The organism is Actinoplanes philippinensis, from assembly GCF_900113015.1.
In the GTDB taxonomy this organism is placed as follows: Bacteria; Actinomycetota; Actinomycetes; order Mycobacteriales; family Micromonosporaceae; genus Actinoplanes; species Actinoplanes philippinensis.
Genome location: NZ_FONV01000015.1, coordinates 164,021 through 188,454 on the forward strand (window position 1 = coordinate 164,021; position 24,434 = coordinate 188,454).

At 71.0% G+C, this 24,434-nt stretch carries 22 protein-coding genes; 13 read left to right on the top strand and 9 right to left on the bottom strand.

The window, feature by feature from the left end; all coding sequences use genetic code 11:
* The first annotated feature begins 67 nt into the window (after positions 1-67).
* Both BM290_RS50965 and BM290_RS35845 read left to right on the top strand, forming a co-directional pair.
* A complete protein-coding gene (locus BM290_RS50965; protein WP_342352060.1) occupies positions 68-2,956 on the top strand; it encodes a cobyrinic acid a,c-diamide synthase CobB in 2,889 nt (962 codons plus the stop codon).
* 110 nt (positions 2,957-3,066) lie between these two features.
* On the top strand, positions 3,067-3,699 hold the full coding sequence (locus BM290_RS35845) for a TIGR03086 family metal-binding protein (protein WP_093620382.1): 633 nt from the start codon (positions 3,067-3,069) through the stop codon (positions 3,697-3,699).
* A 45-nt stretch (positions 3,700-3,744) separates the two neighbouring features.
* Here the strand turns inward: BM290_RS35845 and BM290_RS35850 are convergent, their stop codons facing one another.
* Complete coding sequence (locus tag BM290_RS35850) at positions 3,745-5,889, bottom strand: transglycosylase domain-containing protein (RefSeq protein WP_093620383.1); 2,145 nt, start codon at positions 5,887-5,889, stop codon at positions 3,745-3,747.
* Between the two features lie 84 nt (positions 5,890-5,973).
* Here BM290_RS35850 and cobC point away from each other — a divergent pair, with 84 nt between their 5' ends.
* The 3 genes from cobC (at position 5,974) to cobA (ending at position 9,416) form a co-directional block, all read left to right on the top strand.
* Positions 5,974-7,026: an Rv2231c family histidinol phosphate aminotransferase CobC gene (gene cobC, locus BM290_RS35855; protein WP_239143955.1), complete on the top strand. Its 1,053-nt coding sequence runs from the start codon at positions 5,974-5,976 to the stop codon at positions 7,024-7,026.
* A complete protein-coding gene (gene cobT / locus BM290_RS35860; protein ID WP_093620385.1) occupies positions 7,023-8,075 on the top strand; it encodes a nicotinate-nucleotide--dimethylbenzimidazole phosphoribosyltransferase in 1,053 nt (350 codons plus the stop codon). The genes cobC and cobT overlap by 4 nt, the downstream gene beginning before the upstream one ends.
* A gap of 132 nt (positions 8,076-8,207) precedes the next feature.
* The gene (cobA, locus tag BM290_RS35865) at positions 8,208-9,416 is read left to right on the top strand and encodes a uroporphyrinogen-III C-methyltransferase (protein WP_093620386.1); all 1,209 of its coding nucleotides are present in this window, start codon (positions 8,208-8,210) and stop codon (positions 9,414-9,416) included.
* 337 nt (positions 9,417-9,753) lie between these two features.
* Here cobA and BM290_RS35870 read toward each other — a convergent pair whose 3' ends face one another.
* Positions 9,754-11,148 carry an alpha,alpha-trehalose-phosphate synthase (UDP-forming) gene (locus BM290_RS35870; protein ID WP_093620387.1) on the bottom strand — a complete coding sequence of 465 codons (1,395 nt, stop codon included), beginning with the start codon at positions 11,146-11,148 and terminating at the stop codon, positions 9,754-9,756.
* Positions 11,149-11,285: 137 nt separating this feature from the next.
* On the opposite strand from BM290_RS35870, the gene BM290_RS35875 reads away from it, so the two are divergent.
* The 5 genes from BM290_RS35875 (at position 11,286) to BM290_RS35895 (ending at position 15,371) form a co-directional block, all read left to right on the top strand.
* Positions 11,286-11,798, top strand: coding sequence for a hypothetical protein (locus tag BM290_RS35875; protein WP_239143956.1), 513 nt, complete (start codon positions 11,286-11,288; stop codon positions 11,796-11,798).
* 98 nt (positions 11,799-11,896) lie between these two features.
* Complete coding sequence (ettA, locus tag BM290_RS35880) at positions 11,897-13,573, top strand: energy-dependent translational throttle protein EttA (RefSeq protein WP_093620389.1); 1,677 nt, start codon at positions 11,897-11,899, stop codon at positions 13,571-13,573.
* Positions 13,566-13,979, top strand: coding sequence for an acyl-CoA thioesterase (locus BM290_RS35885; protein WP_143134040.1), 414 nt, complete (start codon positions 13,566-13,568; stop codon positions 13,977-13,979). The genes ettA and BM290_RS35885 overlap by 8 nt, the downstream gene beginning before the upstream one ends.
* 16 nt (positions 13,980-13,995) lie before the next feature.
* Positions 13,996-14,655, top strand: a complete 660-nt coding sequence (locus BM290_RS35890; RefSeq protein ID WP_093620390.1) for a DUF8185 domain-containing protein — start codon at positions 13,996-13,998, stop codon at positions 14,653-14,655.
* Positions 14,656-14,783: 128 nt separating this feature from the next.
* Positions 14,784-15,371, top strand: a complete 588-nt coding sequence (locus tag BM290_RS35895) for a type III secretion system chaperone family protein (RefSeq protein ID WP_093620449.1) — start codon at positions 14,784-14,786, stop codon at positions 15,369-15,371.
* On the opposite strand, the gene BM290_RS35900 is transcribed toward BM290_RS35895, so the two are convergent.
* From BM290_RS35900 to BM290_RS35910, 3 genes are all read right to left on the bottom strand, one after another.
* Positions 15,368-16,636, bottom strand: a complete 1,269-nt coding sequence (locus tag BM290_RS35900) for a delta-60 repeat domain-containing protein (RefSeq protein ID WP_093620391.1) — start codon at positions 16,634-16,636, stop codon at positions 15,368-15,370. The genes BM290_RS35895 and BM290_RS35900 overlap by 4 nt on opposite strands.
* A 64-nt stretch (positions 16,637-16,700) precedes the next feature.
* Entirely contained in the window at positions 16,701-17,099 is a 399-nt protein-coding gene (locus BM290_RS35905) for a globin (protein WP_093620392.1), read from the bottom strand.
* Positions 17,100-17,108: 9 nt separating this feature from the next.
* Positions 17,109-18,086 carry a mechanosensitive ion channel family protein gene (locus BM290_RS35910; protein ID WP_239143972.1) on the bottom strand — a complete coding sequence of 326 codons (978 nt, stop codon included), beginning with the start codon at positions 18,084-18,086 and terminating at the stop codon, positions 17,109-17,111.
* A 283-nt stretch (positions 18,087-18,369) separates the two neighbouring features.
* Here BM290_RS35910 and BM290_RS35915 point away from each other — a divergent pair, with 283 nt between their 5' ends.
* Positions 18,370-18,915: an HNH endonuclease gene (locus BM290_RS35915; protein WP_093620450.1), complete on the top strand. Its 546-nt coding sequence runs from the start codon at positions 18,370-18,372 to the stop codon at positions 18,913-18,915.
* A 4-nt stretch (positions 18,916-18,919) separates the two neighbouring features.
* Here the strand turns inward: BM290_RS35915 and BM290_RS35920 are convergent, their stop codons facing one another.
* The gene (locus tag BM290_RS35920) at positions 18,920-19,735 is read right to left on the bottom strand and encodes a class F sortase (protein ID WP_093620394.1); all 816 of its coding nucleotides are present in this window, start codon (positions 19,733-19,735) and stop codon (positions 18,920-18,922) included.
* Between the two features lie 9 nt (positions 19,736-19,744).
* The gene (locus tag BM290_RS35925; protein WP_093620395.1) at positions 19,745-20,221 is read right to left on the bottom strand and encodes a hypothetical protein; all 477 of its coding nucleotides are present in this window, start codon (positions 20,219-20,221) and stop codon (positions 19,745-19,747) included.
* 230 nt (positions 20,222-20,451) lie between these two features.
* On the opposite strand from BM290_RS35925, the gene ctaJ reads away from it, so the two are divergent.
* Positions 20,452-20,697: an aa3-type cytochrome oxidase subunit CtaJ gene (gene ctaJ / locus BM290_RS51195; RefSeq protein WP_444978728.1), complete on the top strand. Its 246-nt coding sequence runs from the start codon at positions 20,452-20,454 to the stop codon at positions 20,695-20,697.
* Positions 20,684-21,079 carry a DUF5130 family protein gene (locus BM290_RS35935; RefSeq protein WP_093620396.1) on the top strand — a complete coding sequence of 132 codons (396 nt, stop codon included), beginning with the start codon at positions 20,684-20,686 and terminating at the stop codon, positions 21,077-21,079. Before ctaJ ends, BM290_RS35935 begins: the two co-directional genes overlap by 14 nt.
* Positions 21,080-21,161: 82 nt before the next feature.
* On the opposite strand, the gene BM290_RS35940 is transcribed toward BM290_RS35935, so the two are convergent.
* Together BM290_RS35940 and pepN are read right to left on the bottom strand one after the other, a co-directional pair.
* Positions 21,162-21,722 carry a Uma2 family endonuclease gene (locus BM290_RS35940; protein ID WP_093620397.1) on the bottom strand — a complete coding sequence of 187 codons (561 nt, stop codon included), beginning with the start codon at positions 21,720-21,722 and terminating at the stop codon, positions 21,162-21,164.
* A gap of 132 nt (positions 21,723-21,854) precedes the next feature.
* Complete coding sequence (gene pepN, locus BM290_RS35945) at positions 21,855-24,413, bottom strand: aminopeptidase N (protein WP_093620452.1); 2,559 nt, start codon at positions 24,411-24,413, stop codon at positions 21,855-21,857.
* Positions 24,414-24,434: the final 21 nt, after the last annotated feature.

A 24,434-nucleotide genomic window follows, 5' to 3' on the forward strand; every position in this document is an offset into this window, starting at 1 on the left:
AGAACACGTGGCGGCCGCCTGCGGAACCTCGGGGGAGACATTGATCACCGCCCAGCCTCGACTGGTCGTGAGCGCGCCGTCATCGGGTCACGGCAAGACGGCCATCGCCGTGGGACTGCTCGCTGCCCTCAGCGGCCGTGGCGTCCCGACGGCTGGTTTCAAGGTCGGCCCGGATCACACCGACGCGGCGTATCTCGGCTTGGCCGCCGGCCGGCCCGGCCGCAACCTCGACCCGCGCCTGGTCGGTGCGCAGCGTGTCGCGCCGCTCTTCGCCCACGGCGCCTCCGGTGCGCAGGTCGCCGTCATCGAGGGCGCGATGGGTCTGTTCGACAGCCTCACCGGCCAGCCGGAGATCGACGGCACCGCCTCGGTCGCCGCCGCCCTGCGCGCGCCGGTGGTCCTGGTCGTCGACGTCGCCGCGATGGGCCACTCGCTGGCCGCGCTGGTGCACGGCTTCCGGATGTTCGACGAGATGGTCCACCTCGGTGGTGTGATCCTCAACCGGGTCGCCTCGGACCGGCACGAGCAGATGCTGCGCAGCGCCATGGACGACATCGGCATGCCGGTGCTCGGCGCCCTGCACCGCGGTGACCTGCCCAATGCCCTCCCGGCCCGCACCCACGGCCTGGTCCCGGTGGCGCACCGGACCGTCGAGGCCGGGCGCGCGGTGCGCCGTCTCGGCGAGGCGGTCGCCGGTTCCCTCGACATCGAGCGCCTGGTGGCGCTGGCCTCGTCCGCGCCGCCGATCCCGGGCCCGATCTGGACCCCGTCTGAGGCGGCCGGCGAGCAGCAGTTCGATCACCGGCCGGTGATCGCCCTGGCCGGGGGCCAGGGCGCCCCCTACACCTACGTGGAGACGGCCGAGCTGCTCACCGCCGCGGGCGCGGACGTCGCGGTGGTCGATCCGCTGCGCGACGAGGCACTGCCGCCGGGCACGCGGGCGCTGGTGGTGGGCGCGGGGCTTCCCGAGGGGTACGCGGAAGAGCTCTCCGCCAACCGCCGGCTCTGCGCGGCCGTCGCCCAGTTCGCCCGGGACGGCTGGCCGGTGATCGCCGAGGGCGTCGCGCTGCCGTGGCTGGGCCACGAGCTGGACGGCCGCCCGATGTGCGGTGTGCTGGACGCCACCGCGACCACCGCCGAGCAGACCGTCGCCGGGTATCGCGAGGCAACCGCCCCCGGCACGTCCGTGCTGGCTCCGGCCGGCGCCCGGATCACCGGTTACAAGCAGCACCGGGCGGTCGTCACCCCGCGTGCCGGCAACAGCCCCGCCTGGACCTGGTCGGGCGGCAACCCGGAGGGCTTCGTCTGGCGGCAGGTCCACGCCTCCCAGCTGGGGCTGCACTGGGCAGCCGCCCCGGAGATCGCCCGCCGCCTGGTCGCCGCCGCCCACGCCGGCCCGCCCGGTTCCGGCAACTCCGGCGGCGCGTCGCAGGGCCAGTCCGGCCCGCACAGCGCCGGTGCCCACGGTCCTGCCGGTTCGCCGGGCTCCGGCGGCTCGCACGGCCCGGCCGGGTCCCCGGCCGGCCCCGGCCAGCCGAGTTCGATGCCGCCCGGCATGCCCGGTGGCCCTCCGGTGGGGATGCCGTCGGCCCCGCCCGCGATGCCGCCACAGGGGGTTCCCGTCGGTCAGGGTTCGCCCGGCGCTCCGCTCGGCCCGCCGCCCGGCATGCTGCACGAGCCCGGCTCGGTGCCTCCCGGCCAGCCGATTCCCGGCTCCGGCATCCCCGGCGGAAGCGGTCCGGGTTCGGGCATCCCGGCGCCCGGCACTGCCAATCCGGGGTACGGTCCAGCCGCCCCACCGATGCCGCCGGGCATGTCCGCCGGCCCCGGCAACGGTGTGCCCGGCCAGCAGGGCCCGGCCAGTCAGCAGCCGTTGTCCGGCCAGGTGCTGCCGCCGTTGCCGGGATACCACGGCCACTCGTCGTCCGACAGCCGGCCGCCGCTCACCGGCCAGGTGCTGCCGCCCCTGCCCGACTACCACGGCCAGTCCGATTTCCACGGGCCGGCCGGCAATCGCGACCAGTCCGAGTTCCCCGGGGACGACTTCCACGGGTCACCGGATTTCCGAGGGCAGAACGGCCCGGCGGACTATCCGGGCCAGCAGGATTTCCACGGACAGCCCGGCAGCCACGGTCCGTCCGACTTCCGGGACCGGCCGGATCTCCACGGCTTGCGGGACGACCACGGCCAGCCCGCTTTCCGCGACCAGTCCGACTTCCGCGGTCAGCCCGACTTCCCGGGCCGGCCCCCATTCCAGGGCCGACCCGATTTCCACGGCTCCCCAAGCGATCGTGACCAGCCCAGCTTCCAGCCTCGATCCGACTTCCACGGCCAGCCGGGCGACCGGGGTCCGTCCGATTTCCATGGCCAGCCGGGCGACCGGGGTCCGTCCGATTTCCATGGCCAGCCGGGCGACCGGGGTCCGTCCGATTTCCATGGCCAGCCGGGCGACCGGGGTCAATCCGACTTCCACGGCCAGTTGGGCGACCGGGGTCAATCCGACTTCCACGGCCAGTTGGGGGACCGCGGGCAGTCTGACTTCCGCGGGCCGTCCGACTACCCCGGGCAGGGCGGCGACCACGGTCAGCGCGACTTCGCGGCGCAGCCGGACTATCGCGGCCCGTCCGAGTTCCCCGGCCAGCCCGGCAGCCATGGGCAATCCGACTTTCCGGGCCAGACAGACGGCCACGGCCAGCCGGGTGGCTTCGGACCGACCGGCGGAAACGGTCAGCCCGGCAACGGGTTGTCCGGCGGAAACGGTCAGCCCGGTGGGAACGGGCAGCCGGGGCACGGGTCGTCCGGTGCGAACGGCCAGGCGGGGCACGGCCAGCCCGGCGGCCACGGACCGGCGGGCGGGCACGGTCCGGGCACGTCTCCCGGGGCGGGACAGCATCCCGCACCGGGGTCGCAGGGCGGTCCCGACGGCCACACCGCGGACCTCTCCATGCACACCTGATCGATCCGGTCGCCGGAAGCGGCCCAGCGTGCGAAAGGTCGATCCGCCACCTGAGAAATTGTCGTACCCCCCTCGTACGGTGAGGTCTACGACAACCGAAGGAGGAGATCGTGGCCGATCGTGTGCCGCTGGATTTCGACCCGCCGGTTCGTCAGATCAGAGCGCTGCTGCTGGGTGTCGACGACCGCGATCTCGCCGCGCCGACCCCATGCCCGGACTGGACGGTCGCGGCCCTGCTCGATCATCTGATGGGCCTCTCCACCGCCTTCACGATGGCCGCCCGCAAACGCGCCGGCGTGCCGGGCACCGACGGCCCACCGCCCCAGCCTTCGGCCGGGCATCTGTCACCACACTGGCGCAGCCGTCTTCCGGTGCTCCTGGCCGACCTGGCCATCGCCTGGCGTGACCCGGCCGCCTGGACCGGCACGGCACTGGCCGGCGGCGTCACCCTGCCGGCCACCGCGATGGGCGCCGTCGCGATGAATGAGTTGATCATGCACGGGTGGGATCTGGCCCGCGCCACCGAGCAGGACTACGCGGCCGATCCCCGTGCCCTCGAGGTGCTCGTCGAGTTCCTGGCCCAGGGCCCGGCCGACGGCACGCCCGGCCTGTTCGGCCCCCGGTTCCCGGTCGACGCCGAGGAGGATCTCCTGCTCAGAGCGGTCGGCCTGGCCGGTCGCGACCCGTCCTGGCGACCACCCCGCCGCCGTCCCGCGACGGCCCGCGCCGCGACCGGAGGCTGACCCCGGTCCGGCGGCGGGCGTGGTGGGCGCGGCTTCTGCGAGCTGCTACCAGACGTACTTGTCGGCGGGGGGTTTGAAATCTTCTCTCGGTTTGCCCTTGAGGGCATCACGCAAGGTCTGAGCGACAGTGTATTTCGACATGGTCGAGCGGCCCGACCCGACCAGGTGTTCCGGATTGTCCGGGTCGGCGACGAAGGCCGACGCCGCCAGCTGCGGGGTGTATCCGCTGAACCACGCGGTCTTGTTGCCGTCGGTGGTGCCGCTCTTGCCGGCGATCGGCCGCCCGATGGTGCCGTAGACCATCGACGACGTGCCCCAGCCGCCGCAGCCGCCGCGGGCCGAGCCGTATCCGGTGACGCAGCGGGCCGCGTCGGTGGCCGCACGGGCGACGTTCGCCTTGATCTCCTGGTGGCACCGGGGTTCGGCGATGAGCCGGTCCTGGTAAAGGGCGTTCGACCCGTCGGGGTTGCGGATGCTGAGGACGGGCAGCGGCTCACAGAATTCGCCCTCGGCGGCGAGGGTGGCGAAGACGTTGGCCATCTCGACCGGGGTGGCGTCGCTGACCCCGAGGGTGAAGGCGCCCCAGCCGGAGGCGTGCTCCTTGGTGGCGAGCTTGCGGTCGATGTCGGTGCGCCAGCGCAGTCCGAGACGTTCGGCCATGCGGACCGCCTTCTCCGAGCCGATCCGCTGTTCGAGCTGCACGAAATACGTGTTGACCGACTTGCCGAAACCGGTCCACATGTTCTGGTTGCCGGTCATCGACTTGCTGGAGTTCTTGGGGCACCAGTAGATGCCACAGGTGGCCGGCCCGGGCGCGGTGATGTAACGGGAGACGAACCGTTGCGGGGCGTAGAAGGAGGTGGACAGCGGCAGGCCTTCTTCGAGAGCGGCCAGCATCGTGAAGATCTTGAAGGTGGATCCGGCCTGGTAACCGGCCATGTCGCCGCCGCCGAGCAGCGGGTTCACGGTGTTCGGGTAATTGCCTTTGACGTCGTCGTCCTGACGCCAGTCGCTGTGCCGGCCGTTCTTCTCCTGGTCCAGGGAGTAGGTGCGGTTCACCGCCATGCTGAGCACCCGCCCGGTGCCGGGCTGCACGACGACCTGTCCGTGGGCGATGGCGCTGGTCTTCCTCTCCTTCTCCAGGACGTGCTGCATGGCGTACCGCTGGATCTTGGGGTCGATGGAGGTGACCACCCGGTATCCGCCGCGGCGCAGATTCTCCTCGCGTTCCAGCGGGGTCCGGCCGAAAGCCGGCTGTTCGCGCCACCAGCTGGTGAAGTAATCGCAGAAGAAGCCCCAGTCGTTGTGCTTGGGGGCGACAGAGATGCAACCGTTCGGCGGCGTGCTGAGCTTCAGTTTGATCTTCGACTTCTTGGCGGAGGTGGCCTGTTCGGCGGTGATCGCGTTGCTCTTCAGCATCTGGTCGATGACGTAATTGCGCCGGTCCAGGGCGGCCTTCTGGTTCTTGGTGGCCGGGTCGTAGGCGGACGGCGCCTTGACCAGCCCGGCGATGAGCGCCGCCTCGGTGAGGCCGAGATCACGCGGCGCCTTGGAGAAGAAGATCTGCGACGCCGCGAAGATGCCGTAGGCACGATGCCCGTAATAGGCGGCGTTGAGGTACCGCTCGAGGATCTCCTCCTTGCTGAGCCGCTGTTCCACCTCGATGGCGAGCCGCATCTCGCGGAGTTTGCGGGCGGCGGTCTGCTCGGTGGCTTCGAGAGCCTCCTGCGGGGTGCGGGCGCTGTCGCGCAACGCCATCCGGACGTATTGCATGGTCAGCGTGGACGCGCCCTGGGAGACGCCGCCGGCTTTCTGGTTGGCGACGAAGGCCCGGGCCACGCCTTTGGCGTCGACACCGTGATGCTCGTAGAAGCGGGAGTCCTCGGAGGCCACGATCGCCTTGATCACGTACGGCGACATGTCCTTGAGGGCGACGTGTTTGCGGTGCTCCTCGTAGAACATCGTGAGCAGGGTCTTGCCGTCACCGGCGTAGACGTAGGTGGTCTGGGCCGGGGGGAGTTCGGTGAGCTGCTCGGGCATGCTCTCGAGAGCTTCGGCGCCGGCCTTGACACCCATGCCGGCCAGCGCGGCGAACGGGTAGGACAGGCCGGTGATGACCAGGCCCGCGATGAGCCCGGCCCGGATCAGGAGGGCGACTCTTCCGGCTACGGTGAGGTGTCGGTTCGTCACTCTTTGACGGTATGGCCAAAGCTGCTCATGTTCGGACGGAACGGCCGAAGTCAGGCGTGCCACCGGGTCCGGCATGCTGAGCCCATGAGTTTCGACCTCGATCATCACGGCGACGCCGAGGTGGGTGCGGGCCTGATCGATCTCGCGGTCAACGTGCGGCACCAGGCCATGCCCGGCTGGCTGGCGGATCCGATCGCGGCGTCGCTGGGCTCGCTCTCGGCGTACCCGGACGAGCGCGGCGCCACCGCGGCCGTCGCCGCACGGCACCGCCGGGACCCGGCAGAAGTGCTGCTCACAGCCGGTGCGGCCCAGGCGTTCGTGCTGCTGGCCCAGGCGCTGCGCGGCGCCCGCCGGCCGGTCGTGGTGCATCCGCAGTTCACCGAGCCGGAGGCGGCGCTGCGCAACGCCGGCCACGAGGTCGAGCGGGTGATCCTGCGCGAGGCGGACGGCTTCCGGCTCGATCCGGGCCTGGTCCCCGAGGACGCCGATCTGGTCTTCGTGGGCAACCCGACCAACCCGACCTCGGTGCTGCACCCGGCCGCCGACGTGGCGAAACTGGCCCGCCCGGGCCGTGTGCTGGTGGTCGACGAGGCGTTCGCCGACACCACTTTCCGCGCCGGGGCGCCGGGAGAGCCGGAGTCGCTGGCCGAGCGCCGCGACCTGCCGGGCCTGGTGGTGCTGCGCAGCCTGACCAAGACGTGGGGCCTGGCCGGCCTGCGGATCGGTTACGCGCTCGGCCCGGCCGATCTGCTGCGACGGCTGGCCGCCGCGCGGCCGCTGTGGGCGGTCTCCACGCCGGCGCTCGCCGCGGCGGCCGCCTGCGCGTCGCCGGTCGCGGTGGCGGCCGAGCGCGAGATCGCGGGGGCCCTCGCGGCCGAGCGCGCCCACTTGGTGGAACAGCTGCGGCGAGTGCCGAGCGTCACGGTTCCCGGCGATCCAGCGTCAGCCTTCGTTGCGGTACGCGTCCCGGGCGCCCAAGATGTCCGCGCTGACCTGCGGAAACGTGGCTATGCGGTGCGCCGTGGCGACACCTTCCCGGGGCTGGGCCCGGATTGGCTCCGGATTGCGGTGCGCGACACTGCCACCACAGACCGATTCGTGCAGACTCTGAGCGAAGTGATCGAGGAGCGACCGTGACGCTGGAGACCACCCTGGCGGCCATCCGGCCCGCCGACGGCGAGGCGATGACCGCCGCCCGCGACCTGCAGGCCCGTCTCACCAAGCCGGCCGGCTCGCTGGGCGCTCTGGAGGAGTTGTCGGTGCGCCTGGCCGGGCTGGCCGGGGTGTGCCCGCCGCCGCTGCCCGAGCCGGCCACCGTCGCCGTCTTCGCCGGTGACCACGGGGTGCACGCCCAGCGGGTCAGCCCCTGGCCACAGGAGGTCACCGCGCAGATGGTGGCCAACTTCGTGGCCGGTGGCGCCGTGGTCAACGCGTTCGCCCGGCAGACCGGCGCCGACGTCATGGTGGTCGACGTCGGGGTGGCGATCCCGCTGCACGGCGGCCCCAACCTGCTGGACGCCAACGTGCGGCGCGGCACCCGCGACATGACGGTGGGCCCGGCCCTGACCCGCGAGGAGGCCCTGGCCGCTGTCGAGGTCGGCATCCGGGTCGCCGAGACACTCGTCGAGCAGGGTGCGAAAGCGCTGCTCACCGGCGACATGGGCATCGCCAACACGACACCCGCGGCCGCGCTGATCGCGGCCTTCACCGGCGTGTCGGCGGGGGTGGTGACCGGTCGGGGCACCGGCATCGACGACGAGACCCTCGCGCACAAGGTCGCCGTGGTGACGGCCGCGCTGGACCGGCACTCCCCGGACCCGGCCGACCCGCTGGGCGTGCTCGCCACGGTCGGCGGCCTGGAGCACGCCGCGCTGACCGGGTTCATCCTCGGCGCCGCAGCGTGCCGGGTGCCGGTGATCGTCGACGGCGTGATCGCCGCCTCGGCCGCCGTCACCGCCGCGGCGTTCGCCCCCGACGCGGTGGCCGCGATGGTCGCCGGGCACCGTTCGGTCGAGCCGGGCGCCGGCATCGCGCTGGCCCACCTGGGCCTGGAGCCGCTTCTCGACCTCGGCATGCGCCTCGGCGAGGGCAGCGGAGCGGTGCTGGCCCTGCCCGTCGTCCAGGCCGCGGTGCGAGTGCTGCACGAGGTGGCGACGTTCGACTCGGCGGGGGTGTCGGAGAAATGAGCGAGGGGCCGCCCGCCGGGGGCACGCGGAGCCGCCGTCGAAGGCGCGCGGCCAGTCGGGGAATGGAGCGCGTCGCCGCCGTCGTAGGCGCGCGGGGAGTGTCGGGCAGATGAGCGCGGGAGTGTCGGAGAAATGAGCATCTACCCCCTGGGACTGCGCCTCGAGGGCCGTCGCGTGCTGGTGGTCGGCGGTGGCACGGTCGCCACACGCCGGGTTCCGGCGTTGATCGCGGCGGGCGCCCACGTCGAGATCGTCTCTCCGGAACTCACCCCCACCCTGCAAGGACACGTCGACGCGGGCCGCGTGACCTGGACGCCACGGCGCTTCGCGCCCGGCGACGTCGAGGGTGCCTGGCTGGTCCATGTCGCGGTCGACGACGCGGAGGCGGCGGCCCAGGTCAGTGTCGCCGCCGAGCAAAACCGGATCTTCTGTGTACGGGCTGACGACCGCGACGCCGCAACCGCCTGGACCCCGGCCGTCACCCGGCACGGCCAGGTCACCGTGGCGGTCACCGACGGTGGTGATCGCCGCCGTGCGATGGCGGTCCGCGACATGGTGGCCACCGTCCTGGAGGCCTCCCCACCGGCCGCGCCCGAGCTCAAGGGCGTGGCCCTGGTCGGCGCCGGCCCCGGCGACCCGGAGCTGATCACCGTGAAGGGCCGCCGCCTGCTCGCGGCCGCCGACGTGGTGGTCGCCGACCGGCTGGTTCCCGGCATGCTGCTGGGCGAGCTACGTCCCGAGGTCGAGCTGATCGACGCCGCCAAGATCCCGTATGGTCCGCAGGCCGCCCAGGAGGAGATCAACCGGATCCTGGTGGACCGGGCGACCCAGGGGAAGTTCGTGGTCCGGCTCAAGGGCGGCGACAACTTCGTCTTCGGCCGTGGCGGCGAGGAGGCGCTGGCCTGCGCCCAGGCGGGTGTCCCGGTGCTCGTCGTGCCCGGCGTGACGAGCTCGATCGCGGCGCCCGCGCTGGCCGGCATCCCGGTCACGCACCGGGGGGTGGCACACGAGTTCACGGTCATCTCCGGTCACATCCCACCGGACCACCCGGACACCCTGGTCGACTGGCCGGCCCTGGCCCGGATGCGCGGCACCATCGTGGTGATGATGGGCTTGAAGAACCTCCCGAAGATCGCGGCACGCCTGATCGCCGAGGGCCGCTCGGCGGATACCCCGGTCGGCGTGGTGCAGGAGGGTTCGACGGCCCACCAGCGGTCCTTGACCAGCACGCTGGGCGCGGTCGCCGAGGAGACCGCGACGGCCGGCATCCGACCACCAGCAGTCGTCGTGATCGGCGAGGTGGTCACGGTGGGGGAGTCCTTCACCCCAGCGGCTGGCTGATCAATAACGGCCGCCGGGCCGACCCAGACGGACTAACCAGGCTGCGCGGATCGAACCGGCCCGGCGGAGTGGCCCGGCGAACCGGCCCGGCGGAGTGGCCAGGCGGCGCGCAGCAGAACGGTCGCCGGGCCGGAACCGAGTGGCCAGGCGGCGCGGAGCAGAACGGTCGCCGGGCCGGAACCGAGTGGCCACGCGGCGCGGAGCAGAACGGCCCGGGATGGGGCCCGGCGTGAAGGGTGGGGCGGTGTGGGGGAGTCCGTGTGGGTCGGGGGCGCGTTGGCCGTACCGCTGAGGGAGGACGCCGGGACGGAAACGGCCCGGCGCCCTCTCGCTGACCTCAGCCCTCGTCGACGCCGAGTTCGTCGAGGAACGAGCGCGCCCAGCGTGCGACGTCGTGGGTCCGCAGGTGGCGCTGCATCACCCGCATGCGTCGTTTCAGCTCGGCCGGCTCGGCGCCGACCGCGCGGAGCAGCGCGTCCTTCACCCCGTCGGGGTCGTGCGGATTGCACAGGAATGCCTGGCGCAGCTCGGTGGCCGCCCCGGCGAACTCGCTGAGCACCAGCGCGCCGCCGGTGTCGCCGCGGCAGGCGATGTACTCCTTGGCGACCAGGTTCATCCCGTCGCGCAGCGGGGTCACCATCATGACGTCGGCCGCCGCATACATCGCGGCCAGCTCCTGCTTGCTGACCGACTGGTGCAGGTAGTGCACGGCCGGCGTGCCGACCCGGCCGAACTCGCCGTTGATCCGGCCGACCTCGCGCTCCACCTTCACCCGGAGGGTCTGGTAGTGCTCGACGCGCTCCCGGCTGGGTGTGGCGACCTGCACCATCACGGCGTCGCCGATGTTCAGCTTGCCGTCGGCGAGCAGCTCGCGGAACGCCTTGAGGCGCAGCTCGATGCCCTTGGTGTAGTCGAGCCGGTCGACGCCGAGGATCACCGTTTTCGGGTCGCCGAGCTCGGCCCGGATCTGTTTGGCGCGGGACTGCACCGCCGGGTCGGCGGCGAGCCGCTCCATCTCCGCGGTGTCGATGCTGATCGGGAACGCGCCGGCTTTCACCTTGCGCCCGTCGACCTGGATCGACTGGCCCTCGTAGCGCAGGCCGAGCAGGTGCCGGGCGAGGCGGACGAAATTCTGGGCGGCCAGGCGCTGCTGGAAGCCGACCAGGTCGGCGCCGAGCAGGCCGCGCAGGATCTCGGCCCGGAACGGCATCTGCATGAACAGCTCGATCGGCGGGAACGGGATGTGCAGGAAGAACCCGATCTTCAGGTCCGGCCGCATCTCCCGGAGCATCGACGGCACGAGCTGCAACTGGTAGTCCTGCACCCAGACGGTGGCGCCCTCCGCGGCCACCTCCGCCGCGGCCTGCGCGAACCGGTGGTTGACCACCCGGTACGTCTCACGCCAGCGCCGTTTGTAGACCGGGGTCTCGACGGCGTCGTGGTAGAGCGGCCAGATGGTCGCGTTGGACTGACCCTCGTAGTAGCGTTCCAGCTCCTCGTCGCTGAGCGGAACCGGGTGGATGTGGATGCCCTCGAGGTCGAACGGCTCGGGCGCCTCTCCCGAGCCACCGGCCCATCCGATCCAGGTGCCCTGATGCTCGACCAGGACCGGATGCAGGGCTGTGACCAGGCCGCCCGGACTGGGCCGCCACTGCTTCTCACCGTCCGGCGTTGTGACCTCGTCCACGGGCAGACGGTTGGCGACGACGACGAAGGAACTTCGTTGGGCCACGCTGAGTACACCTCCGAGTGGTTTCTGTTCCCACCGTGAGCCTACTGTGTGTAAGCTCCCGCTCTCTCACCGGCTCCGGTCCGCCGCCGTGATCGACGGAGATGGACCCGGCTGGGGCGGGGTGCCATCCTGTGCCGGTGACCCCGCGTGATGATCATTCCCAGCGACGGCAGCCATTGTTCTTCCCTGTGGTGATCGCCACGGCGCTGCTCGCGATCATCGGCCTGATCGGTGGCTATCTGCTCTCCGAGCGGCGCGGCTCGGGAAAGCCGGTCTCCGAGCCGTCGCCGACGTTGTCACTCCTCCCCGCGTATCAGGCCTGCCTGGACCGTACCCAGGAAATGGGCGCTCAATTCGGGGCGAACGGGGAATTGCGGCAGGTCCTGCGGGTACGGACCGAGAGCCGCTCGGTGATCTGGATCTGCCAGGACGCGAGCGGTGCTCTCTTCTACCACGCCAACAAGGGCGGCGCGGAGGCCCCGTGGGTGGAGAACAAGACCGCGTTGTTCCTGGCCGGAGTGCAGTACGACGGGACGGGCTCGTTCACCGCCACGGCGAGCGACGGGGCGACCTTCACGGTCAGCCTCGACCGGCTCGTCATCACCCACAACGACGGCACGCGCGAGGAGCAGGCCGTCGTTCAGGATTGAAGTGCCCGGGGTTGCCGAACGTCCCCGGCGTGGCGGGTGGAAAGATTGTCCTTTGATCCCGGCACCGACAATCCACGATCTCGGAGGTAGGGCACACCGTGGCCCAGTACATCTACGTCCTGGAAAAGGCGCGCAAGGCGCACGGCGACAAGGTCGTGCTCGACAACGTGACGCTGAGCTTCCTGCCAGGCGCCAAGATCGGTGTCGTCGGCCCGAACGGCGCCGGTAAGTCCAGCCTGCTCAAGATCATGGCGGGGCTCGACAAGACCAGCAACGGCGAGGCCCGGCTGATGCCCGGCTACACCGTCGGCATGCTGGCGCAGGAGCCGCCGCTCAACGAGGAGAAGACGGTCCTCGGCAACATCGAGGAGGCCGTCGCCGAGACGAAGGCGAAGCTCGACCGCTTCAACGCGATCGCCGAGCAGATGGCCACCGATTACAGCGACGAGCTGATGGACGAGATGGGCAAGCTCCAGGAGGAGCTCGACCACCTCGACGCGTGGGACGTCGACTCCAAGCTCGACCTCGCGATGGACGCGCTGCGCTGCCCGCCGCCGGACGCCGACGTCACCCAGCTCTCCGGTGGTGAGCGCCGCCGTGTCGCGCTCTGCAAGCTGCTGCTCGAGGCGCCCGACCTGCTGCTGCTCGACGAGCCCACCAACCACCTGGACGCGGAGAGCGTCCACTGGCTGGAGCAGCACCTCTCGAAGTACGCGGGCACCGTCCTGGCGATCACCCACGACCGGTACTTCCTGGACAACGTGGCCGGCTGGATCCTCGAGCTGGACCGCGGCCGGGCGATCGGCTACGAGGGCAACTACTCCACGTATCTGGAGAAGAAGGCCGCGCGTCTCTCGGTGGAGGGCCGCAAGGACGCGAAGATGAAGAAGCGCCTCGCCGAGGAGCTCGAGTGGGTGCGGTCCAACGCCAAGGCCCGCCAGACCAAGAGCCGGTCCCGTCTGGACCGCTACGAGGAGATGGCCGCCGAGGCGGAGAAGACCCGGAAGCTGGACTTCGAGGAGATCCAGATCCCGCCGGGCCCGCGTCTGGGCAACACCGTCATCGAGGTCAACGACCTGGTCAAAGGCTTCGACGGGCGTACGCTCATCGACCACCTGTCGTTCTCGCTGCCCCGCAACGGCATCGTCGGCATCATCGGCCCGAACGGCGTCGGCAAGACCACGCTGTTCAAGACCATCGTCGGGCTGGAGAAGCCGGACGAGGGCAACGTGCGGATCGGTGAGACGGTCAAGCTGTCGTATGTCGACCAGAGCCGTGCTGGCCTCGACCCGGCCAAGACGGTGTGGGAGGTCGTCTCCGACGGTCTCGACCACATGATGGTCGGCAAGGTCGAGATGCCCTCCCGGGCGTATGTGGCGGCCTTCGGGTTCAAGGGCCCGGACCAGCAGAAGCCGACGAAGGTGCTGTCCGGCGGTGAGCGCAACCGGCTCAACCTCGCGATGACGCTGAAGATCGGCGGCAACGTGATCCTGCTCGACGAGCCGACCAACGACCTCGACGTGGAGACGCTCTCCAGCCTGGAGAACGCGCTGCTCGAGTTCCCCGGCTGCGCCGTGGTCATCTCCCACGACCGGATGTTCCTCGACCGGGTGGCCACCCACATGCTCGCGTGGGAGGGCACCGAGGAGGACCCGGACCGGTGGTTCTGGTTCGAGGGCAACTTCGAGGCGTACGAGAAGAACAAGGTCGACCGTCTCGGCGCCGAAGCGGCCCGCCCGCATCGTGTGACGTACCGCAAGCTCACACGTGACTGACGGTCGTTTCGTCTACGACGTGCCCGTGCGCTGGTCCGACATGGACGCGTACGGGCACGTCAACAACGCGCGCTTCCTCACCCTGTACGAGGAGGCGCGCGTGGCGATGTTCTTCGTCGGGGCCAAGGCGCACGGCCTGGGCTCCTTCGAGGAGGGCATCGTCATCGCCCGGCACGAGATCGACTACCTGCGGCCGGTCGACTTCGGTGATCCGGTCCGCATCGAGATGTGGATCTCCGAGTTGCGTGCCGCGGCTTTCACCGTCTCCTACGAGCTGTTCGACGACGGTGTCCTCGCCAGCCGGGCCAGGTCCGTCTGTGTGCCGTACAACCTGGTCAACGGGCATCCACGCCGGCTGTCCGACGCCGAGCGGGACTTTCTGCGGCCGTACACCGAGGTGTCTTGATGAACGTTGACCGGTCATGAGTGAGCACGGCCTGCTCGGGGTTCCCGACGCAGGCGCGTTCCTGGCGCGGCTCACCAGGCTCGATCCGTCCGCGCCGGTGCGGCTCCGCTCGTCCGGTGGCCGGACCGCCCTGTGGGCCCGGCTTCCATGGGAGGTGCTGGTCACCCGGGAGGTGGCCGGTCCGGGGCCGGGTGATGCCACCGTCTCGGCCGCGGACCTGCTCGCCGTGCTGGCCGCCGGTGGCGCCGCGCTGCCGGAGCGCCGTGACACGCAGTGGCGCTGGCCGCTTCCGCCGCCGGCGAGCCGGGCCGTCGAGTCGATCTCCGGCGCCGAGCTGACGCAGCTCGCCGCGGCGGCCGCCGGGACCCTGCGGGAGATCGCGTCGGGCGGGATGTCCGGGCGTGCGGTCGGCCAGAGGGCGGTACGGGACGCGCTCCTCGACCATGTGGCGATGGTGGTCACCCCGGATGCCGGCGAGCCGGTGCGGATCTCCCAGCGACTCGTGCAGGCGGTCGCCCGGATGGGTTTCCTCGGCCCGCGGGACGGGGATCCGGTGGAGGCCAGGGTTCGGGTGGCCGGTGGTTGGGTGGGAATTTCTGCACCATATGGAGTAGCGTGGCGACAGAGCGTCCACAAATTGACCGTTATGCCGATGGTGGGTCACCCGAAAGGGTGACGGTGGATCGTTCTTCTGGTCCCGCCCTCCCGTTAGGGGGATGACCTTCAGGAAGCGTGCGGGTACCGTCGGCCCTCGGATCCACTGCAACGTCCGGCGTGGGTCTGTTGGGGAGCGAGGTGCACACGATGCCGTGGTGGTCATGGCGTCCGGGATCGGCTGCGGGTAACGAGCAGGCGGATGCCGGCGGCGGCGAGGTTGCGGTGCAGAGCACCGTTCGCGTCGGTGTTCCGGCCCAGCGGGAGCCGAGCCGCTCCGGCGTCCCGTCCGATATGTCCACGACCGGCGCTTCCGATCCGGTCATGCCGGTGCAACTGGCCCGGGTCGGCAAGGCGCTCGATCTGCTCGACATCCGGTTCCTCGCCGACGGCGGGGGCAGCCTGCTGGCCATGTGGGAGCGGCACGCCGTGCTGTTCACCCTGGAGGGCCCGGAGGACGAGATCCTGGTCATGCGGGCCCGGCCACACGCGACGGTCCCGCCGGACTGGGCGGACCGCGCCTACCGCATCGTCAACGAGTGGAACCACACCCGCCGGTTCTGCAAGGCCTACGTGGGTGACCCCACCGAGCGCGGCCAGCTCCCGATCTATGCGGAGCTGCAGGTGCCCCTCGCCGCGGGCGTCCACGACTCGCTGCTCGTCGAGCTGCTCGACTGCGGCGCGGCCGTGGCGACCTCCTTCGTGGACTGGCTCCACGACGAGGGCGCACTCCTTTAGGGCAGCCGGAACATGCCGAGCCGGCCGTGAAATTCGTGGCCGAGTTCGTCGGTGTCCGAGCCGACGAGCAGAGCGTCCGGAGTCACCAGGAAGGCGCGCACGCCGACCCCGCGGGACCGGGTGGGATTCCACTCCAGGGCCTTGCCGGTGTTCGGGTTGACGGCGCCGATGCCGGGCCGTGACACCGCCCCCGGTCCGGGGCCGTTCCCGTCGGTGCCGTACGGGTTGTCGAACCACCGCTGGTGCCCGCCCAGGTAGACGGCCGGCCCGGTGATCGCCACCGCGTACAGCGAGTCCCCGCCGGTCCGCTGCACCCAGGTCGGGTTCTGCCGGCCGGTGGGCGCGCTCTCGAACCGGGCCGCCGAGTCGCACAGCTTCTGCGCCGACGACGCCCGTCCGGTGGCCGCCACCACCAGGTAGGAGCCGTCCGGCGAGAACCGGACCTGCCGCAGGTAGGTGTCGAACCCCTGCATGCAGGTCGGGGCGTACGCCTCGGTGTACCAGTCGGACAGGATCGCGCCCGGCCCGCCGACGTCGAAGAGCGCGATCTGGTTGCGGGCGGCGGTCCCCGACTTCAGGAAGGCGCCGACGGCGATCAGCTTCCGCCCGTCCGGTGACACGTCGAAGTGCTCGACCCGCGTCCGCTTCAGCCCGGGCGCGGCCAGCCGGGCGTCGAACCCCTGGTCCACCACGCCGGTCAGCGCGTTGAGCCGGACCAGCGCGCTGCGACGTACCCCGCTCACCGCCGAGAACGTGCCACCGGCGTAGAGGATGCCGTCCCGGCTCACCAGCGCTCGTACGTCACCCCAGTTGACCCGGGCGCCGAACGAGGTGAAGCGGGTGCCGTCCTGCAGCGACACCCGCGCCAGTCCGCGCTGGCCCGCGCCGTTCACGGTCTTGAACGCGCCGCCCAGATAGACCGAGTGGTCCGGGCCGGCGGCCAGCGAGTAGACCGCACCGTCGACCTGCGGGGCGAACGTCCGGATCTGACCGTCGTGCAGCCCGAACGCGAAGATGTTCTTGCGTGCCAGCGTCACCTGCCGGGCGGCGTCGGACACCTTCGTGAACGACCCGCCCACCACCACCGTGTCGCCGACCAGCGCCAGCGACCACACCGTGCCGTCGAGCACGTGCGGCGTGAAATCCACCGGATCCGCCGACACGACCGTCGGGTGATGGATGTCGGCCGACGCTGGTGGTGTGCCGGCCATCACCGGAACGGTGACGGCGGCGACGGCGGCGGCTGCGAGCAGACGACGGCGCATGGAAGAGCTCCCCCGGATTGTGAGTGACAATCCGATCAACGAGCCATCGGCCGCCGCGACACTGTCAGGCCGGAGGCTCCGCGGGATCCATCGCGTTCACCATGAAATAGGCCGCTCGCTCCAGATACTCCCAGAGCGGGGCCCGCTGCTCGGCGGGCAGACCCAGCGAGTCGACCGCCACTTTCATGTGGCTGAGCCAGGCGTCGCGGGCCGCGGCGTCGACCCGGAACGGCGCGTGCCGCATCCGCAGCCGCGGATGACCGCGATTGTCGGAATACGTCGTCGGGCCGCCCCAGTACTGCATGAGGAAGAGCGCGAACCGGTCGGCGGCCGGCCCCAGATCCTCCTCCGGATACATCGGCCGGAGCAGCGGGTCCTCCGCGACCCCCTCGTAGAACTTGTCGACGAGACGCCGGAAGGTGGGCTCGCCGCCCACGGCGTCGAAGAAGGTCGGTGCGCTCACCGTCCCATCCTAGGTCGCGCCGCCGGGCTGCTCCGGTGACGAGGCGCCGCCCCCGCCCATCCACGACGGCGGCACCGCGCTGCGCGGCAGCAGCCGGGACGCGGCGATCCGCTCGGACAGGCCGGACGTCTCCAGCGACTCGGTCAGCGCCCGGCGCAGGTCGCGCTGGATGGCGACCTGATGGTCGGCGGTGGTCTTGGCGATGGTCCGGATCACCGCGCCGTCCACGGTCAGCTGCTCGACACCGACCACATCCGGCGGCTCCAGGAAACCGGTCTCGTGCTCCGGGTCATGGGCGACCGTCTCGGCTGCGCTCTTGAGCACGGCGATCGCCTCCTCCGAGCTGACGAAGCCGATCGGGATGTCCACCACCACCATCGCCCAGCCCTGGCTCTTGTTGCCGACCCGGACGATCTCGCCGTTGCGGATGTACCAGAGCACACCGCGCGCGTCACGGACCGTGGTGATACGCAGGCCGACGCTCTCCACCACGCCGGTGGCCTCGCCCAGGTCGACCGTGTCGCCCACGCCGTACTGGTCCTCCAGAAGCATGAAAAGACCGGCGATCAGGTCTTTGACCAGGCTCTGGGCGCCGAAACCGAGGGCCACGCCGACGATGCCGGCGCTGGCCAGCAGCGGCGCCAGGTTGAAGCCGAGCTCACCCATCACCAGCAGCGCGGCCATGGTGAATATCACAGCGCTGACGAAGCTGCGCAGCACCGACGCGATCGCCTCGGCCCGCTGCCGCCGCCGCTCGGGGATGAACTGCCCCTCCTCGGCGGTGACCGTCACCTTCTCCTTCAGCGGCTTCAGCAGCGCGGGCATCGAGGCCCGCGACGTGCTGGTGGCCAACCGGGAGATCGCGCGGTGGATGAGCCACCGGATCAACAGGGCGATCAGGATGATCGCGGCTATCCGGAGCGGTTTGATGATGACCACATAGCTACTGGTGGCAAGCCATTCGTTTCCGCCGCTCCAATCCAGGATCTGGTTGCAGAGCGCATCGGACGTGCAGACCGGCGTCTGGTAGACGGCGGCCGAGCCGGACGGAGCTGGTGTGGCAGCAGTAGCAAGGAACACGGGTAGTCAAGGTACCGGGTCGAGCCGGGTGGAGACCTCAGACGTTTACCGAACGGCTACGGATTCTGCTCGCAATTTGGTCATCCATCAGGGACTATTGGCGCAACGGGCTAGTTCGGCGAGGCCCATCTCACACACGTTCGGGCTATGGGAGCGGTTTACAGCAACTGACACCGGAAGGGTGATCGCGATGCCTGACATACGACCCACGGTTGGCTCTTCCGCGTTAGTTCTCAACGCCACCTACGAGCCGCTGTGCGTCGTATCGGTGCGTCGAGCGACCATCCTGCTCCTCACCGCCAAGGCCGAGTGCGTCTCCGACGGGGACGGCATCCTGCACAGCGCCCACCAGACAGTCCCCGTTCCCTCCGTCGTCCGGCTCACGCGGTATGTGAAGGTGCCGTACCGCACACATGTCGGCCTCTCCCGCCGGGCCATCTTCGCCCGTGACGGCGGCCGCTGCGCCTACTGCCGGGGCTCCGCCGAGACCATCGACCACGTCTTCCCGCGCAGCCGTGGCGGCCTGCACGCCTGGGACAACGTCGTGGCGGCCTGTGCCAAATGCAATCACAGCAAGGGTGACAAGACCCCGGCCGAGCTGGGCTGGCGTCTGCACGCCGCTCCGGCCGCCCCGCGTGGTGTCGCGTGGCGGGTTCTCGGGCACCGTACCCCCGACCCTCGCTGGATGGACTGGCTCGACCTGCCGGCCGCCCCGCTGGAGGCGGAGGCGGCCTGACCGCTCAGACGTCGCGGGAGTCGACCAGAGAGGCGAAGACGACGATGTTGTCCTCGTAGCCCTCCTCACCCCCCAGCCACTTGCCGCCGCAGGTCATCAGCCGCAGCGACGGCCGGGTGTAGTCACCGTAGACCCGCTCGGCGGGCAGGGAGCTCTTGTCGAACTTCTCCACCGAGTTGACCTTGAAGATCGCGACCGTCCCGTCCGCCCGGCTCACCCGGATCTGCTGGCCCGCGCGCATCTCGTCGAGGCGATGAAACACCGACGGCCCGGTACGCGTGTCCGCGTGCCCCACGATCAGCGCCGGCCCGAACTGCCCCGGCGTGGGCCCGCCCTCGAACCACCCGGCCTCGTTGTGCCGTCGCAGCGGCGGCACGTCGACCGACCCGTCGCCGGCCAGCCCCACCTCCAGGATGGGCGCCGACACCCCGATCGCCGGGATCTCCAGCCTCTCCGGCCGGCTCGGCTCCAGCACCGGGAACGCGCGGGGCGGCGGCTCGTCGGCGCCCCGGAAGAGGTTGCCCAGGTCGAACCCGGTGGCGAAACCCATCCCCAGGCCGAACAGGAACAGTCCCAGGAAGAGCATCACCAGCGCGACGACCCCGATCATCCCGCCCTTGCGGCCACGGACCGGCTGAGGTTTCGGCATCCGGCCGGGCAGCGCGAGCCGGAACGGCGACCGCCCCTTGATCTCCGGGGTCGGCGGCAGCGGCCCGGTGATGGCCCCGGGCGGCGGGGCCGTGATGATCTGGGCCGGGCGCTTGCGCGCGACGGCGTCCGGCACGCGTGCGCCGGCCGGTCTCTGGTCCCCGCTCGCCACGGCGGGTCCTCAGCCGACTCGCCGGCGGCGCAGCGACACGACTCCGAGCGTCAGCCCGGCCAGCGCCAGGGCCAGCCCCCCGCCGATCAGAAGCGGACCCGCCGGGCCGGGGGCGGTGCCGCCACCACCGGTCGCCGGGCCGCGTGACGGCGCCACCCTGGCCACCACGTGCAGGACGCTGGTGGCCCCGGCGCCCTCCGGGCAGATCAGGGCGACCGGGAAGTCACCGGGCTTGGTGTCGGCGGGCACCCGTACCGTCGCGGTCAGGAACCCGAACTCCGGCTCGACGGTGACCGAGCCGAAGGGCTCGCCCCGCACCGTCGCCGATTTGAGGTTGTCGTCACACGAGGCACGGAGCGCGAACTCGTCGCCGGCCCGCACCGTGCTGGGGTTGAGCTCGACGAACACGGCCGCGGCCGTGGCCGGGGCGGCGCCCGTCAGGGCGCAGGCGAGACCCGCGACGACGGCGGGGACGAACAGGCGCATGGGATCCCCCTCCTGCCGTCCGCGACGGAAAGTACGCGGACGGCGCGTGAGGGTGATTTTCGCACCTCCGCGCACATTCCGCGTAGATCCCGACGGCGTGAGACCCCGGTTCGAGACCCGACGGTCCGGGACGACATGCGCTCCGCTACGGTGATTGATGTTCGGAATAAAGAGGAACGTTGGCGCCTGGGGGCGTTGAGTTGTCAGTAATCAGCACCGTTCTGGTCTTCGTGATCATTCCGGCCGCAGTCATCGGGACGATCGCGACACTCGTGCTCGCCGGTTCAGACCGGTCGAAGCCGGATCGCCGCTACCGCCCGGGTCGTCCCTTCGACTTCCCGGCCATGTGGTTCACCGCTACGCCGCAGCAGGTCGCACCGGCCGGCGACGGCCACTCCTCCGGGCTGATCATCGAGGACAGCTCCGGGGCACCCGTCCGGCCCGGTCCCACAGGAGGCGCAAGTGACAGTTGGTGATGTCACCCCGCTCGAGCAGCCGGTCGACAGCCCGTTCTCGACCCGGCAGCTGCTCCGCCTCGACGAGGCCCTCCGTGTCGCCGATCGGGTGACCGGCCTCAACTTCAGCATCTACCTCGGCCCGCTCGAGGACCCGTCGCGTGAGTCGGCGGAGAAGCTGCACGCGCAGACCCGCGACCCGCGGCGCGCGGTGCTGATCGCGGTCTCGCCCGAGCAGCGCAAGCTGGAGATCATCACCGGCTCCGACGCCCGCAAGCGCATCTCCGACCGGGATGCGAAGCTGGCCGGCCTGTCGATGGCCGCGTCGTTCGGCGGCGGCGACCTGGCCGGGGGCCTGATGATCGGCATCGACCAGCTTGCGTCCCACGCCGGCCGGGCCTGAGCGGCCGATCAGCGCGTCTCATGCCGGCGGGCCCTGAGCGACAGGTCAGCGCGCCCACGCCGGCCGGCCCTGAGGGGCGGAGTCAGCGCCAGGCCGCGAGGCTCACCCGGATGGGGTAGGGGCTGTCCAGCCTGGCCTGTTCCTCGGCCGTGACGTCCCGCGCGGCCCGGTAACCGCCGCTCTCCGCCAGGGCGTATGTCCGCAGGACCGGTCCGGCCTCCACCCGCCAGTACTCCGGGATGCCCGCCTCCGCGTAGACGGCCGGCTTGAGCAGCTGGTCGTAACGGCGGGTGGCCTCGGTCTCGACCTCCACGACGAGCGCGACGTCGGCCGGGTCCACCCAGATAGAGCCGGAGGAGTGTGGCCGGAGCACCGTCACGTCCGGCACCAGGTTGCTGCTCTCCATCTCGATGCCGAGCCGGGCGCACACCCACCAGCCGGGTGGGGCCGCCGCGCGCAGGGTGCCGACGATCGACTCGACGACGGAGTCGTGCTCGGTGCTCGCCGGCGGGGTGACGTGCAGGCTGCCGTCGAGGATCTCGTACCGGTGACCGTCCTGCGGGAAGAGCTGCAGGTCCGGTTGGGTCCACCGGCCGCCCGGCGCATTCCACCGCGCCGGTGAGCCATGGCTCAGCGTCGTCACGGGCCACCTCCATCACCGTGGAGTGTCAGCCTACTCACACAGAGTTGTTTCCGATGGGTTATGCGCCGGTAAGTTTTGGCATGTGAAACGGCCCGTCCCCGGGAAACGGGGACGGGCCGTGATCACCATCGGTCAGGACGCGGCCTTGTCCCGGGCTCGCGCCTTCAGCGCCCGGAGCACACCGTCGCGCCCCTCGGCCACCAGCCGCCGCAGCGACGCGGGATGCCCGTCCTGCGCCAGCCAGGCGTCGGTGAGCGCCACGGTCTCCTCGCTGATCTGGAACACCGGGTAGGCCATGGTCGCGAACTCCTGCGCCGGCTCACTGTCCGAGCGGGCCCACACGTCCGCCACCACCGCGAAGAACTTCTCCGCGTACGGCGCCGTCAGCGCCACCTGCCGGGTGCTCTGGAAGCCCTGCAGCAGCGACCGGTTCAACCAGTTCGGCGGGGCCTGCGGGCCGGTCAGCTCGGCCCAGACGCGCGCCTTGTTCTCCGCGGTCGGCAGCAGCGCGCGGGCGACCGCCGCCTCCCGCTCGCCGCTGGCCGTCTTGTCCCCGGCCAGCTCGTCGTCGATCTCCGTCTCGGCGGCGGCGCCCAGCGCGGCCAGCGCCTGCAGCAGCGACCAGCGCAGCTCGGTGTCGACCACCAGGCCCTCCGGCTTCGCCTCGCCGGACAGCCAGCCGCGCAGCACGGCCGCCTGCTCCGGGGTGCGGGCCGCGGTGATGAACGCCCGGGCCCAGGTCAGCTGCCAGCCACTGCCCGGCTCGGCCGCGGCCAGCTGCCGCTGCGCCAGCCCGGCCAGCAGCGCCCAGCCCTCCGGCGCCCACGCCGGGTCGGCGAAGCTGGTCAGCGACATCCCGGCCTGCCGCAGCGTGGCGGTGGTCAGGTTGATGTCGCTCTCGGCCGGCAGGCCCGCCACCACCAGCGCCACGTAGTCACGGGCGGCCAGCTCGGCGTCGCGCAGCATGTCCCACGCGGCCGCCCAGGACAGCGCTCGCGGCAGCGCCGAGTCGAAGCCCCCGATGTGCCGCACCAGGGTGGCCATCGATCGCTCGTCCAGCCGCAGCTTCGCGTACGTCAGGTCGTCGTCGTTGACAAGCAGCAGGTCCGGCGCCCGCACCCCGGTCAGCGCGGTGATCGGGGTCTGCTCGCCCGCCACGTCGGCCTCGATCAGCTCCCGCCGGACCAGCCGGTCGCCGTCCAGGTCGTACAGGCCGATGCCGACCCGGTGGGTACGCAACGTCGGGAACCCCGCCGGCGCCTCCTGCTGCACGACGACACTCGTGTACGTCCCGTCGGCCCCCACCTCGACGATCGGGCGCAGCGTGTTGACCTGCGCCGTCTCCAGCCACTGCGCGGCGAACTTGCGCAGCTCCCGGCCGGACGCCGTCTCCAGCTCGGTGAGCAGGTCGTCGAAGGTGGCATTGCCCCAGGCGTGCTTGGTGAAGTAGGCGCGCAGACCGGTCAGGAACGGGTCCAGCCCGACGTAGGCGACCAGCTGCTTGATCACGCTGGCGCCCTTGGCGTACGTGATGCCGTCGAAGTTGACCTCGACCGCCTCCAGGTCCGGCATCTCGCAGTACACCGGGTGGGTGGAGGAGAGCTGGTCCTGCCGGTAGCCCCAGGACTTGCGGATCGACAGGAACGTCGACCAGGCGTCGGCGAACCGGGTGGCCTCGGTGTTGCACCAGTGGCTGGCCCACTCGGCGAACGACTCGTTCAGCCACAGGTCGTTCCACCAGCGCATGGTGACCAGGTCACCGAACCACATGTGGGCGAGCTCGTGCAGGATGGTGTTGGCGCGCTGCTCGTACTCGTAGTCGGTGACCTGTGACCGGAAGATGTAGTGCGACTCGGCGTGGGTGACGCAGCCGAAGTTCTCCATCGCGCCGGCGTTGAAGTCGGGCACCCACAGCTGGTCGTACTTGGGCAGCGGGTACCGCACGCCGAACTTCTCGTGGAAGAAGTCGAACCCCTGCTTGGTGATCAGGAACAGGTCGTCGGCGTCCAGGTAGCGGGCCATCGAGGCGCGGCAGAAGACGCCCAGCTCGATGCCGTCGTGGGAGTCGCGGACCTCGTGGTACGGCCCGGCGCAGATCGCCGTGATGTAGGTGCTCATCCGCGGCGAGGTGGTGAAGTGCACCGTCTTGGCGCCGAACGCGGCAGCCTCCTCGGACTCCACCGGCATGTTGGAGACGACCTTCCAGTGCCCGGGAGCGGTCACGTGCCACGTGTACACGCTCTTCAGGTCGGGCTGGTCGAAGCAGGCGTACGCCCGCTGCGCGTCCGCCGTCTCGAACTGGCTGTAGAGGTAGACCTCCTTGTCGACCGGGTCGAGACTGCGCTGGAGCCCCTGGCCGCTCGCCGAGTATCCGAAGTCCCCGTCGACGACGAGGGTGTTCTCCGCGGCGAGCCCGGGCAGCGCCAGGCCCTTCTCCGCGGTCCAGGCGCTGATGTCGAGCGGGCTGCCGTTGAGCGTCGCGGAGTTGATCCGCACCGCGGCCGCCTCGATGAACGTCGCCGCGCCCGGCTCGGCGCACCGGAAGTTGATCACTGTGGTGGACCTGAACGTCTCGGAGCCGGGGTTGCCGTGCCCGTCGGTCAGGTCGAGGGTGATGTCGTACCCGGTCACCTCGAGCAATCGACCACGCTCCGCAGCCTCGACCTGGGTCAGGTTGTGAACACCGGCCACGTGCACTCTCCTTCGAGCTGA